13 protein-coding genes are annotated in these 13,857 nt (G+C 46.7%); 3 read left to right on the top strand and 10 right to left on the bottom strand.

All coding sequences use genetic code 11. From position 1 onward, the window contains the following. Positions 1 to 81 precede the first annotated feature (81 nt). Positions 82 to 585, top strand: a complete 504-nt coding sequence (locus HWX74_RS18365; protein WP_176015016.1) for a hypothetical protein — start codon at positions 82 to 84, stop codon at positions 583 to 585. Between the two features lie 81 nt (positions 586 to 666). On the opposite strand, the gene HWX74_RS18360 is transcribed toward HWX74_RS18365, so the two are convergent. Then, positions 667 to 1,821, bottom strand: coding sequence for an IS4 family transposase (locus tag HWX74_RS18360; RefSeq protein ID WP_176015015.1), 1,155 nt, complete (start codon positions 1,819 to 1,821; stop codon positions 667 to 669). Positions 1,822 to 1,954: 133 nt separating this feature from the next. Between HWX74_RS18360 and HWX74_RS18355 the strand changes: the two genes are divergently transcribed. After that, positions 1,955 to 3,781: a hypothetical protein gene (locus HWX74_RS18355; RefSeq protein WP_176015014.1), complete on the top strand. Its 1,827-nt coding sequence runs from the start codon at positions 1,955 to 1,957 to the stop codon at positions 3,779 to 3,781. 411 nt (positions 3,782 to 4,192) lie between these two features. Here HWX74_RS18355 and HWX74_RS18345 read toward each other — a convergent pair whose 3' ends face one another. From HWX74_RS18345 to HWX74_RS18315, 7 genes are all read right to left on the bottom strand, one after another. Further along, entirely contained in the window at positions 4,193 to 5,146 is a 954-nt protein-coding gene (locus HWX74_RS18345) for an IS66 family transposase (protein WP_176015013.1), read from the bottom strand. A 116-nt stretch (positions 5,147 to 5,262) separates the two neighbouring features. Next, positions 5,263 to 5,958 (bottom strand): transposase, encoded by a 696-nt coding sequence (locus HWX74_RS18340; RefSeq protein WP_176015012.1) that lies wholly within the window; start codon positions 5,956 to 5,958, stop codon positions 5,263 to 5,265. A 271-nt stretch (positions 5,959 to 6,229) separates the two neighbouring features. Next, positions 6,230 to 6,541 (bottom strand): hypothetical protein, encoded by a 312-nt coding sequence (locus tag HWX74_RS18335; RefSeq protein WP_154419712.1) that lies wholly within the window; start codon positions 6,539 to 6,541, stop codon positions 6,230 to 6,232. Positions 6,542 to 6,657: 116 nt separating this feature from the next. Next, positions 6,658 to 7,386: a DUF932 domain-containing protein gene (locus HWX74_RS18330; RefSeq protein ID WP_176015011.1), complete on the bottom strand. Its 729-nt coding sequence runs from the start codon at positions 7,384 to 7,386 to the stop codon at positions 6,658 to 6,660. Position 7,387: 1 nt separating this feature from the next. Beyond that, on the bottom strand, positions 7,388 to 8,191 hold the full coding sequence (locus HWX74_RS18325; protein WP_176015010.1) for a PD-(D/E)XK nuclease family protein: 804 nt from the start codon (positions 8,189 to 8,191) through the stop codon (positions 7,388 to 7,390). Further along, positions 8,191 to 8,622 carry a hypothetical protein gene (locus tag HWX74_RS18320; protein ID WP_176015009.1) on the bottom strand — a complete coding sequence of 144 codons (432 nt, stop codon included), beginning with the start codon at positions 8,620 to 8,622 and terminating at the stop codon, positions 8,191 to 8,193. The genes HWX74_RS18325 and HWX74_RS18320 overlap by 1 nt, the downstream gene beginning before the upstream one ends. Positions 8,623 to 8,704: 82 nt before the next feature. Then, entirely contained in the window at positions 8,705 to 10,057 is a 1,353-nt protein-coding gene (locus tag HWX74_RS18315) for a hypothetical protein (RefSeq protein ID WP_176015008.1), read from the bottom strand. Positions 10,058 to 10,279: 222 nt separating this feature from the next. Here HWX74_RS18315 and HWX74_RS18310 point away from each other — a divergent pair, with 222 nt between their 5' ends. Further along, on the top strand, positions 10,280 to 10,744 hold the full coding sequence (locus HWX74_RS18310) for a hypothetical protein (protein WP_176015007.1): 465 nt from the start codon (positions 10,280 to 10,282) through the stop codon (positions 10,742 to 10,744). 488 nt (positions 10,745 to 11,232) lie between these two features. On the opposite strand, the gene HWX74_RS18305 is transcribed toward HWX74_RS18310, so the two are convergent. Together HWX74_RS18305 and HWX74_RS18300 are read right to left on the bottom strand one after the other, a co-directional pair. Next, positions 11,233 to 12,696 (bottom strand): IS1380 family transposase, encoded by a 1,464-nt coding sequence (locus HWX74_RS18305; protein ID WP_176015006.1) that lies wholly within the window; start codon positions 12,694 to 12,696, stop codon positions 11,233 to 11,235. A gap of 104 nt (positions 12,697 to 12,800) precedes the next feature. Then, positions 12,801 to 13,841 (bottom strand): IS630 family transposase, encoded by a 1,041-nt coding sequence (locus HWX74_RS18300; RefSeq protein WP_176011602.1) that lies wholly within the window; start codon positions 13,839 to 13,841, stop codon positions 12,801 to 12,803. Between the last annotated feature and the right edge of the window lie 16 nt (positions 13,842 to 13,857).

Here is a 13,857-nt window from a genome sequence, read left to right as displayed (position 1 = left end):
TTTAGGCAACCGTAATATACTATTACGGACAAGTTGGCTCCACTTTTTTCACCCTTTCAAAAGTTTGTTAGGACAGGCGTGATGGACAGCATAAAATTCTGTCAAGTTGACACTCCGCGAGGAATAATTTTTTATTGCTATGTGTCAGAACACGAATCAATAGAAGACATCAAATTGCAAGCTCAAAATGTTCTGCGAAAATGTGCAAAGCAGACCGGACATACTCATGTACCTGTTGTTCTTGCCTTGCTTCATGATTCGGGAGAAGTCGGTAAAATAATGTCAGAGATAGACATTATTGAAAAACTTTCTCCACAAGAAGGCGAACTTTATGGAAAAATAGCTTCTATCCATCGAGAGAGACGCATTGAAGCCTTAAAAGAGGAAATAAAGCAAGCGCTTTTGCAACGTAATTTTGTGACTACTTTTCCCGGGGATGCACTTCCATCTCGCCTTACCCAAATAGCCAGTTTTATATTTGAAAAGATTTATTCCAAGGTATTACCATTTCCATTTGACAATTACAGGTCAAGTAGGACTAATGCGGCTGTCACACCTGTCCTAACAATTTTCAAAATGGCGTAATTTTCTGATTACGCCCCCTCATTTTCATCTATTTCACACCAATTCTCAAAAGTAGCCCCCCTTTGTTGTAAATCTGCTGTCCTAAAAAGCGAACTCTGGTTGAAATGATTCCGGCTCCGGTGGTTTGGTAAATGGTTGATCCAGCCATTGGCGCAAGTCGCGGTAAACAAATAGATTCCATTTCAGGAAAGTGACCAGGGTTGAAAAATGCCATTGCGCTTTCGACAAAAACTTCAGGTACTTGGTCAGCAAAATAGCGATAAGCGCTGTCCAAACTTGAATCCGAACCGCATTTTCGCTGGTGCCGATAAACGTTTTGATCTTGAAGTTCTGCTTGAGCATCTTGAAAAAGCTTTCGATTTGCCAGCGAGCCTTATAGATGTCGCCGATCGTTTGTGCGTCCAGCTCAAAATTGTTGGTTAGCAAGGTCAATGTCCGATGGTTTTCCACATCGCAGACGACCACTTTGCGGAGACGTTCCGGATATTTGTCTTGCGAACCACGCAGAAAAATGACTTCATCGCTCAAAACGGTTCCGGGATATTGCTTGACATCGTATTCCGGGATGTCGTAGGTCGTATTGGTCTTGAGGCGCGTGACAAAATCCACACCGGAGAGATTCCAATTATACAGCATGGAAAAATCAACGTATCCGCGATCACAAACCACCATGCTGTCACGCGGGAGTTCCATTCGTCTGGCGCTGTTTACCTCATGAACATCTCCATTGGTGAAATCAACGAACACGGGAAGATGACCATCGTGATCCAACAGCATATTGAGCTTGATTGCCCCTTTGGTTTGCCGATAGGTTGCCCATGGAAAAACTTTAACGCAAAGCTCAATCAGCGTTGCGTCGAGACTGTAAAGTTTCTTGGGAAACGAAAACTCATGCCGTGGCGCAATTGCATGGCAGTGTCCCAGAAGCATATGGAAAATATCGCCGAACATTTTCGGAGAGCGATGGGCATTGGCGTACGACAAGTTGGATTTGGTTGGAGCGGATTCCACTTCAAGATGATTCAACTTGCCTCCGCAGGTTTTCAAACCTCCGCAAATCTCTCGCAGACTATTGGCCTGCGCCAACTGGCAGAAGATCATCGACACAAAATGTGCCCAACTGTCAAAGGACTGTTTTCGCTTGTCTCCATTGTGTTTCATGACTATTTCTTCAAATTCTCGCTTCGGTATCAAATCCAACACTTGACGAAAAAGACTGACTGATGTATTCTTCATTACGGAGCCTCCTTGTGGTTTAGGCAACCGTAATATACTATTACGGACAAGTTGGCTCCACTTTTTTCACCCTTTCAAAAGTTTGTTAGGACAGGCGTGTGCGGCTGTAGACTGTGGAGAATTCACCAGAGCGTTGCTTTTGGATGATTTCTCTTACGGCAAAATTCAAACAATGCCACAACGTCAACAAAACCGTGCAAATTCCGTATTGAAAGAAGCGTGGAAGATCTTTAACAAGGACGGTTCGATCAATGCTCAACCTGCTCAGCCTAATGCAAGAGCAATTGTAATGGAGTGGGATAAAATATTATATGGAAACCAGGAAGGACTTAATTGTGCATCTGCTATAGAAATGGCTTGTGCCTCTCCGTATGGTGCTAATATTGCGTCAGCAGGACTTTTGTTTTCTGTTTATGTTCAAACAAGAAAGAATATCATTTTTGCCGAAGAAAACGGTCAACATACGGACTGGCAAAACATGTACGCAAGATTGTTTGACGCAAATATCTTATCGATTAAAGCTCTATCTGCAATCAATCTTTTTAAGACCGAAAACAATGATTCCGAATGGGAACAGTTGTTAAACGACTGGGGTAATGCTTGCTCATACGCAGCCAGAATTGAATTTGCCACCAAAGCAAATGATTTAGAAACTAGAATTCAAATTCCAAGAACAATTAAATGGAAAGCTAGAGAATTGCACGCTCTTGCGGAAGAAGCTCAAAGAAAAATTGATGAATTTGATGAAAAAGAAGAAAAGGCTTTTAATATTATCGAGCGTGCAAAGACTCAAGAAGATGTTTTTAATTTGAGTTATGGTGCTTCCCTATTGCAAAGCTACGGTAAGAAAAAAACAGACGATCCGATGTGGCGTCAGGAAGATTATTCATATTTAGCAGATCAGATTCTGACTGCCAAACAAATTATCATCCAAAATTTTTCAACGTGGTTAGTCTCGCAACGACCAGTGAACCGTAGCCAAGCCGCATTGACAGAATTTCGTTCTAAACTTATTGAAAAAACTGGACGAAATCTAAAAGAGCTTGACCTGACAGAACAATGCGTACAACTTGAGCAATATTACACAAGAATTAGTAAAAGTTTTGAGCAAGTAGCTGAATGTCAGCAAGCATTGACAGATGTGAATATATGGCTTGCAAATAATAGTTCGTTTCCGAAGAATATTACTTTAGCAGAATTAAAGGTCCTTCAAGATTCATTAAAGGGACATGGGAAGTTGTTGACGACTTCCAGACAAATAATGACCAAATTGCAAAATGCTCAGCTAGTTGGAGAACTTGAAGAAAAAATTGCTCTGCTAAAGGAACTAAACAGAAGCCTTGAGTTGCACCGGAAAAAAATTGAAGATAATGCTAGTTCTATTTGGGAAACGGAACTCTCCCCGCAATCTGCTGATGAGTTGCGTAGTCGTTCGTTAGATTTGGAACATTTATATTCAGGTTTCAGCAGAGATGAGGATGATTTCAGAAATATGCGGTCTGCAACTGAGTTCTATCTAGATAGCCTTCATAAGTTACAATTTTTGGGAATATCAACTGCAGATTTCAAGGCACAAATAAAGACTACTAAAGAAAACTTCTTGACACGCTTTGCAGAATATGAACTTCCGTGGGATTTAGAGAAGGCATTTGTATTGTTGCAAGGAACGTGTGAGGCATTTAGACAAAATGCCGCAACAGACTGGTTGAATGAAATTCAAAGTAGATTAGAAAATCTTTCAGCTATGACCATTGCGCAAGGGAACGAATTGCGTTCGGACTTGGATGCGCCTCCGCAATACGTTGATCTTGAGGTCAACGCGGAGTTGTTGACTTCTTTGAGGCAACAGATTGAACATTTCCTTGATTCAAAGGAAATAGAATGGTTGTTAGAGCGTTTCAAGAAAATGTCAGCTTCAGCACAAGCAGAATTTCTCAAAGTGCTACATAATGAATTATGAACAGTAATTTAAATGTGGGCGCGTACCGAAAATCCGCCGGAATATGAGCATGGGCTCGACCGGCTAGCCAAAAACGCCCGGCAGATATGATTTGTAGAAGTTACGACATCATCTGACGATCTGTCATATTTTCTTTTGGTTTGGAATGTCGTTACTATACTGCAACATTTTCTCTTTTGCAAGAGACAAGGAATCCAAGAATGTCTGCATAGGCGTTTTTCCATAACAATATTTTCCGCTGTGCGGTGTATGCCCAGTGAGCCCCATGGTGAGGGTGTATGCCCAGTGAGCCCCATGGTGAGGGGAGATATCGCGGAGAGCTTTGGAAAAAAATTAGAGCTAGGAGAAAATGATGCCGTCTGGCGTTTGAGCACCAGACGGCATTCTCTCTTCATAATAATGAGCCTGAGCTCATTGACAACTTTGCTTTGCCTCTGGGATCAGCGAATCAATCTGTCCTGCCGGAGTGGAATTCAAACGCGGCAGAACGTCTTCGAGCCACTTGCGAAAGCAGATGCCGTTCGCTTTGCATGTTGCAGCGAATGAATACAGGATTGCGAGACGCTGCCCACCGGCTTCGTTTCCGGCAAAGAGGCAGTTCTTTCGGATGATCGCAATTCCCCGGTTGAGGCGTTCGGCCGGGTTGTTGTCGATATTCAGTCTGGAATCCTTCAGGAATTTTTTGAGCTCCTCTTCGATATTCAGGGCATAAGAGACGGCTTGGGCGACAAGGGAGGTCGGCCGTTCCGACTCCTTGAGTACCCGGCACTGCTCAAAAAATTCCCGGACGAACTTCTGCGACTGCCGACGTACATTTTTCCGCTCTTGAAAGAGTGCGGTTTCCGTACCCTTCTTTTCCGCCCGCTCTTTTGCAACACGCTCAATTTGGTAGAGTTCCTGTATAATTTTCAACAGAGGCTCAGCTTTTCCATATCCGTTTTCAACGGCTTGCAGAAAGCGTCGCCGGACATGCGCCCAGCAACAGGCAACCTCGCAGTCCAGTTTTTCATAGGCCGCGTAAGAATCTCTGATGATTGTTCCGGAGTAATCTCCGAGCAGACTTTCTGCAACATCCCGGGATCGGGATGGCGAAAAGTGAAAAGCGATCATTGGCGGCCCGACTCCAGTCAATCGGCACCACAAGTAAGCCTGCTTGCACTTCTTTGCCCCCTTGACCATCAATTTGATGAATGTCTCATCCGCATGGAGGATGTCACACTGCATAATCCGGTCAACCATCCGTTTGCTATTGGTTCGAGCCTTTATTTCCACGATAATGGAATCTTTCTTTTCGTTAAATTCCGATTTCCCGATACAAAAGCATTTGAATTTCAGACCGTAGTTGAGTATAGTTTTCAGGCGCATGGTTCCTCGTAATAGATTGTGTGGTAACAAAATATTACGCCATGCGCTATTTTTATTCAATGGTTCGGATGAAAAAAGTCATTTTTCCTTCCGAACCGGCAAAAGCCGTATTCACATCAGGTTCTGGCGGCTGTCAAACGGCAAACGGAATAAAAGCGACCAACGGGAGCGGTTATGTCGGATTGCCGCTTGACTGACGACGGGTTCTGATGTATCTCACGCTGATTTACCCACAAATTCCCGTGAAGACCCATAAATTCTTTTTTCCCTGGCGGCAAATGAAAATAGGCAGAAATAATTGATCTGAGGCCTTCGTTTAGCTTATCATGCTTTTTTCTAGGCTTCCAGACGAATTTATATTTATTGGCATTGGCTTCAAGCTTTGTTCCGTCGATAAAGACTTCAGATATGTCAATGTTATATTTTCGAACAATCTCTTTCATGATACATGAGAATATTTCTCGCTGTCTTGCAACAACTATGTTGTTGCAAAACCTGGAAATCGTGGAATATGACGGAACCTTTTGTTCCATTAAATACATGAAACGTGTGTCAAATCGAATGCTGTCTTCAATGCGCCGAAGACTTCCCGAATGTTTAGAAAATGCAAATAATATGGCGGAAAATAAACGAAACGGATTATGAGATGGTCTTCCGCCTTTTTCGATGCTTTTCGTTACTTTTTCTGCTATTATTCGACTTACGCCCGAGTACTCTAAAATCCAGAGATAATTATCGAGTTTCTGCTTTTCCTCAGATGATAGATCTGAGCAAAGGAACAAATAATCCTGAAAATTTGTAAAATAAGCCATGGTCATCTCCTGATCATACCTTATTATACACAATTTTACCGATATTCAAAAGAAAAAGGGGCTGTCGCATACCTTATGAGGTTTTGCAACAGCCCCTTTACATTTTGCAGATTATTCGCATTCTTCCGATTCGGATGTCTCCGGAAACGCCTCTTCTGGTCTCGGCACATCGAACTCTGTACCACAGGAGCAGTAGATCCATCCGTCATCCCACGGGATGCAACGGATCGAGTTGCAGTCAGGACAATGAATTTCATCAATCATATTGCACTTATGCCTTGAATCGCAGATGACACTTGGGACAGTGGTACAATCCGATCACGTTTTCATCGATCAGCTTGCCAGCCTGAGCACCGAGCAGACCTCCGGAGGTGACACCCCAGAGGAGATTCAGGATTCCTCCCGCGACAGCTCCGATGGTCGTGCCGACAACTCCCAACGCGCTTCCGGCACGAGCACCGCGAACCATGCCGACAATCACAACGGCTCCTCCTGCGGTAATCCCGGTTGCGGTTCCAACCGTACTGGCCCGATGAAGCGGATTCGCAATCGAAGCACAGTTCGGACAAAAGACTTTCGCCATAGTAACGACTCCTTTTTTCAGTTGATAAAACCGGCGACCGAAGCCGCCGGGGTGCGAGGTACTCTGTCGTTTACACCACTTCCGACAGAGGGCGTGCCAGGGTGAATACCCGTGGACTATTTCCACAGCTCCGCCGGTTTGCCGTCCAGTCCGAACAGTCGGGTCAGACTGCGGTAGCACTGGTCGGCACGGGCAGGACTGTACTTCTTGGCGGTTTCGGTGAAGGCGTTCAACAAGCTCCACCGGGTCGGTTCGGCGAACTCCTCATGCCGGGGATGTTTGAACTCCTTCCAGACAGTCAGAATATCGCACGACGGAATCGCCTGACGTTCCGCCGCCACCACCAGCGAAGCACGAACTTCATCATCATTGAGTTCATCGATCTTCAACTCCTCTGCTACGTTTTCCAATGTCAGAAACTCCAGTTCCAGAGCGTTCACCGCTTCCAGAACCAGACCGTTCAGTTCGATCCAGGAGGTATGCCGACGCTTCAGAACCGTACTTCCTCCGAAGCACAAATTACTACACACGTGGACACTGATCCCCGCTGACAGACCAACCGCAATCGTGCGATCGTGGCTGTTGCGGATGCCGATACAGCGGCTCCACTCCATGCTCGAACTTTTGTTGAGCCGGATCATGCCGAACATTCGCTGTCCGTCACGGGCCAAGCCGTACTGTTCCTCAAGGATCGTCCAGCGATGCGCTTTGACCACATCGGTTACAGCGTCGATCACCTCGCTATGAGGAACCGGCTTCCAGCTCGCGGTAGCGGTCGGAGTCGGAACCATTGCGATCTCGTCACGTCCGACGAACTTCCCTTCACACATCGTCAATCCCATCATCTCACCTCCATTCCTTCAGATGCCACTGTCTGCAACGATCCCGATAGGGACACTCGCCGCAGGCAAACGATGTTTCATTGGGCAGGAACACGCCTTTGTTGATCGCATCCTGCGCCCGGTTTGCCAACACCTCGAAGCGCCGGAAGTCGTGAAAACCGCGACTGGTGTAGTGCGATTCACATCCCGGATTCTTCGTCTTGGTAATCACATCGAACCGAAAGAGCGGAGCCGTGCCATTCTGCTTCTCGTAGGCATAGCTGAATACGGTCGCCTGAAGATCGCGGTCGGCTTTCCCGGCAGGCCAGCGACTCGCCGAGGTTTTCCAGTCCACGATACAGGCATCCCGTCCATCCTGAACGATGAGATCGAACTCACCGATCAGAGGCTTGTCCAGACCGGGAACATCAAACTTGAATGCCTGCGCGACTCCCTTGATCGTGTAGTAGTCCGTCCAGTTCGCCAGCGCCGCATCCAGCATTTTCGTTGCAAGATCGATTATTGTGTCGAAGTTCTCTCCCTCCTTGTAGATCAGGTTCGGCGTCGCTTCGGCTTCGATTTTGAACGCCTCTGCGAAACGCTCCACAAGCTCATCCTGCCGTAGAGAGTTTCCCATCATACACTCCCACGCCTGGGCGGTCAATGCCGCATGAAACGCCTTGCCGAACGGAAAGCAGACCGAAGTCCGCTCGACCTCGGCCTGTTCCACGTAACGGTAGAAGTATTGCAACTGGCAGATGTTGAGGTACGTATTCAACGCAGAATACGACCAGTGCGGTTCCTGTCGCAGTTCGTCAATGGTCGCCATCACGCAGCCCTCCATTCATTGATCTGATTAGAACACTGCTGACGGGACAACTGACGCACATCCGGAACCTGGAACCGGGCTGCGATCTGCTGCGGTGTCACGCCACGCTGACGAGCCAGATCAAGCAGATACGAAAGTTGTTTCGGACTCGCCGGACCGTCGTTCTGACGGTCTCCTGCTCTCCTGCCTTGAGGAGCGTTTTTCGGCCCGTTTGAAGCCGGATAAGTACCGTAATTACGGGGATCATTTCCGTGCAGTTCCGCTTCGACCGAGTTCCGTACCAGATCGAACGTTTCATGAATACGGGCTTGGAGAGCTTCCCCGGACAATCCGTCCGGAAGTTCAACCTCGACCGACGCATGATAGCTCTGGCTTGAATACTCTTCCCCGGCGGGAACCTTCTTGGAATACGACGCATTGAGTTTCAACATAGTTTCACCTCCATAAATGAGAAGGGACGGAAGCGGTCAAGCTTCCGTCCCTTCGGTTGTGTGTTTCTTCTGTGTGATGCGGTCAGATCGCCATTTTGATCCGTTCGATGGCACGCTTGGCGAGGATGAAATCCCGCTCCTTCTGCTTCTGTTTGAGCACTGCCTCCTTGACCTTGCGGGTCAGGACACCGGTTTCATCGAGCAGCAGCTTGAGCCTGCCGCGCAGCTCGTCGAGACCATGGTTCAGTTCCTCCATCGGATCAACCGCTTCGGGAACAGGTTCCGAGTTGCGGACGACCGTCTGCACAGGGGCGGACACGACTCTCATTTCATTGTTTTCCATTTTAGGTTCCTCCGTTTGAGTTTGAATGGTTTTGGGTTCTTGAGTTTTCGGCTGATATAACGGTATCGTGATATAATGTCCCGTGCCTCCGGTTGCAAGGATCGGGAAATGTCCGTCACATGCCTCTATCTTCGTATGCCCCTCCGACAGCAGCCGAAGAAGCGCGTGCTTGTTGAGTTTGATCGAAACATCGTTCCAGTTGCCGATGAACTCCGCCGCTATGCTGGTGTGCATCTCGCCAGCGAGAATGTTCAGATACCCCGGATCATCGCTCTGGTACAGCTCCACTGGATTATGCGGAGGCTGATCAGGAACGTTCTTGAGGAAGATTTCAAGCTGCTGACCACGCTCCGGCAGGAACGATACCGAACGGACCAATGCCTTCTGCGAGGGGATGACCTGTTTCCAGTTCGGATAGTTTCCCTCCAAACCTTCCGCATACCAGACCCAGTGTTCCGTTTCGATGCGGCACCTCTTCCCGATTCTGTCCGTCCACGTGCAGAGCGTACCGGATTCCGCTGTCTTGGTCTGCATCAGAGCCAATGGAAGCGGTATCGTGAAGTCATCCACATTCAGCGGAACGTAGATGTTCAGCAGCTCTCTTCCGTTGGTCGTAGTGATCCCCTCCCGGCAGAGGTTGATCCCCTGCAAGACCTTGCGAGGGTTGTTCCGGTCAACAAGCGGAGATGCCGCAGCAAACAGAGCGACAAAGTCCTTCGGCAGCTCGCTGACAGAGCAGTGTTCACCCTCATCGGGAACCCGCCACTCCACACCGGACATCGGCAACAGAGTTCTTTCCCCGACTCGCAGAGTTCCTTCGTTGTCTTCGATCTCAAGCACTTTGTTCCGGTATCCGCGAACCGCATCCCGGAACTCATCGAATCCCACGATACAGCGGAACTCGACTTCTCCAGCACACGCCGTCCGGAATGTCATCTGTTCAGATGGGGAACGGGTGCTGAAACAGACTTTGCCATCCTTGCATTCGAGCAGCAGGGATTTATGCTTCGGAATCGGAGACATCCGACTGATCAGTTTCCCGAGCGCGATCAACGCTCTTTCCAATTCATTTTTGTTCACTTCAATCTTCATACACAACCTCCGTGATGTTGAAAATAACAAGCCCCTCCGATCCCGAAAGACCGGAAGGGCCGTTGATAAGGTTCAGGCCGATCTCTTCAGCCTGCTGTCACGTGGTTATATATACGTGAAATTGGAATGAAATACACTGATAAAATAAGAACAATCCTATGCAGAGAATAACTCTGACACTGTATTTTTGAGCTCAATTAACACACCTCAAGGAGAAATGCCATGACAGAATCACACCCATTGCAAAGCATAACCCACAACATCATTGAACGCTATCTTGCCAGGTACGAATCCGTATCTGTTGGAATCTATCGGTTCCATGCGATCAATGGCGGAGAGTTCTCCAAATACCTGAACTCTCTTAAGATCACGTTGAATCGGAAAGCATTCATCCCGACTTACTGCTGGCATTATGATCCATATGGAAAACACTATATCCTCTTCCTCTTCATCTGCGATGGATACGGACGATACGACCTTGCCGATCTCCTGTCTGTAATCAGGCGACTTTGGACATCTCATTCCATGTCACCTGTCGAACAGATTGACAACATCCGTATCACAGTAAACAATTCAACTGATGAGATGAAACATCTGGATCAATGGGTTCTGAATCTGACAAAACCACAGTTCTGTAATGAACGGATACCGCATCAGCGGAGCTACGGAGTTTCTCAAAAGATATAAATTATCCCCGGCTACCATACGTAACCGGGGATGAAACGATATTTCGACAGAAATTTTATTCAACCATATCTTCTTCTGTTCCGGGCTCTATGCGCACATCGCCATTAGGCTCAAAAAGATATTTTTTGATTTCGCCCGTTTCCATATTCTCCACACGAAATCCTGTTGCAGGGTTATTGTACCGGCAACTAACCTGAATGTTGCATGAAACTTTCGAATCGTCGAGAAATGTTCAGAAGATTCGGAAGTTTTTATTTTCAGAGTCGGATATTGTCGTTTTTTTGCAAATTGAGCATATTCCCCCTTTCCCCCGTTGTTGTTCGGCGAGCNCCTGAATGTTGCATGAAACTTTCGAATCGTCGAGAAATGTTCAGAAGATTCGGAAGTTTTTATTTTCAGAGTCGGATATTGTCGTTTTTTTGCAAATTGAGCATATTCCCCCTTTCCCCCGTTGTTGTTCGGCGAGCCGGGGACAGCTCTCCAAGGTTTTATTCCCAAGCGATGATTTTCGCAGCGATCAAGCGGAGGAGTTCCTGATTTGGACAAGCACTTGAAAGAGCAACATAAATTTTTCTGGTATTCCGCCGAATAATGGCACCGATTTTCACCAGGTATAAGCGAATGCTGCCGCAGGTAGCCTCGGCAAATTGAGTTCCTGTCAACAACAATGCCCGAAACCGTTCCATGAGAATATAAGCCAAACTTGAAAGCAGAAGCCGGAATTGATTTGCCGCAAAGTCATGGCAGCTCGTCCGATCAGCGAAAAGATCCAGCTGCTGTTCCTTGATCCTGTTTTCCATCTCACCTCGGGCGCAATAGACTTTTTCATAAAGATATTGTCCATCATCATCATCAAGATTGGTGACGATAAAACGATTATTCGGTTCGGATGAGTTGAATTCCGGTTTAGCAATCACCCGACGCGGGTATTTCCAAGTTCCTGCCGCATATTCGAACTGAGTAAACAGTTTTGCTTTTTCATGTGTTTCGTTGTAAAGTGCTTCCGCTTTGATTTGAAGATCTTTTGATAATTCCAGCAAACGTGGATTTTTCGCCAATCCGACAATATATTTGACCTCATTTTTATCACACCAATTCAGCATTTTCTGCCGACAAAAGCCACTGTCTCCCCGGAAAATAATCTTAACCTTCGGCCATTTCTGCCGAAAGCGCTTTACCAGTAGCGAGAGAATCGCCCAGGCATGCTTGGCCGCATCAATTTTTGATNACCAGTTCAGCATTTTCTGCCGACAAAAGCCACTGTCTCCCCGGAAAATAATCTTAACCTTCGGCCATTTCTGCCGAAAGCGCTTTACCAGTAGCGAGAGAATCGCCCAAGCATGCTTGGCCGCATCAATTTTTGATGGACGCAAATAAGCCACAAGCAATTGATCCCCGCAGAAAACATACAACGGCAAAAAGCAATAGTGGTCATAATAGCCATGAAAAAAGCGATTTTCCTGCATCCCGTAAGTGAGGTCATCGGTAGCATCGAAATCAAGAATCAATTCTCGAGGCGGCGTGGAAAAACTTTCGATAAAGAATTCGACAAACAATCGGCTCAAATCTACGCAAGCACGACGATCGATTCCATTTTCGAATCGACATAAAGTGCTTGGAGTGGCGAGTTGACGATCACGACCGACAACAGTTTGAATCAGCGGATCAGTTCGCAATTCATGATGGTCATTGAGATCTTCATGGCCGGCAACCAAACCAAAAACTCGTTGACGAAGCATGCTCAGATAGGAATGTTCAACTTTTCCGGGCTGTCGAATATCAAAAGAATCCAGCAGGTTACCGGCGCGCCGGGTCAAACCGAGTTTGCGGTCGAATTCTTTCACAAAAAGCAACCCGCCGTCACTGCTGATATCTCCACCGGCGAAATTGAATTCAATTTTTCTGCTTTTCGGACCTTGAAAGAACGGAATCGAAACGTTACATTTTGTCATTGGCAGACCTCGGCGTTATATTGTCACGTAAAATATTACAATATAATATATTAGTCGAGAATCTGCCTCTTTGTTTTTGAAAATTTACGCAATATTCAGGCTAACTAACTTGCATATAAAACAGTCTTGGAATGGAATAATTTCTTGATTCGTTCCGGTTGTTCAGCTATCATTTCCATATGTTGCTTGGCATGTTCGGTTATTTTTCCTTTGGCGCGTCCCAAGGGCTTGTTGTTCAGATTTGATTTCAAGTCGCGGTTGAGATATTCATCCGGGTTCAGGTCGGGACTGTAGCTCGGCAAGAAAAATAACTTGATGAAAGCCGCGTTTTCCTGCAGAAAGCCAGTCAACGTTTTGCTGTGGTGAACCCGCAGGTTATCCAGAATCAAATACACTTTCCGCTCATTTTGACGAATCAGACGTTCCATGAATTGGATCAGGAGTTGAGCCGTCATCGTTTCGCTGTAAAACATGAAATGAGTTTTCCCCTGGTTGGTAATCGCGCTGATCATATTAACTTTTTCGCGTACCGGATTGACTGCTTGCACCGGAGTGTTGCCTTTCGGCGCATAACTGCGGCCCTTGGCCTCGTCATTGCGAATTCCTGTTTCATCCCCCCAAAAGATATCCGCGTCTTCTGATTTTGCCAGCTTTTTGATTCGGGGATACTCCTCAATCAGCCATTTTTGAACGTGCGCCTCATTGCGCTGATAAGCTTTCTTAACTGGTTTTTGCGGCGTAAATCCCCAGCGTTTCAAGTACTCCCCCATGGTTCGGACTGGTATTTCGATTCCAAACGAAATCTTGATGTGCAACCGTACCGCCTGACGAGTCCAGAGCGCAAATGGCAATTTTAACTGATCCGGACAATGGTCGACCAAATCTTTCCGTATCTTACTCTCTTCATGCGGAAGCAGACGGCGTCCAAAGCCGACGGGACGACCGCATTTCTTTACTTTCAAAGCAGACAAGCCGCTTTTTTTCCACTTGCTTATCCACTTGCCCACCGTGTTGCGGTGCGCTCCGACGATTTTTCCGATTTCTGTACAATTATTACATTTGCCGCTTTGATACAATCTCACGGCCTGCTTGCGCCGCTCTTCAAGAGCGACCTTATCGAGTTTTCGGGCATCTTGAGTTTCCATGATGATAATATACACC

Origin of the sequence: Victivallis sp. Marseille-Q1083, assembly GCF_903645315.1 — a bacterium.
Lineage (GTDB): Bacteria > Verrucomicrobiota > Lentisphaeria > Victivallales > Victivallaceae > UMGS1518.
This window is presented reverse-complemented; position numbering and strand designations above follow the sequence as displayed.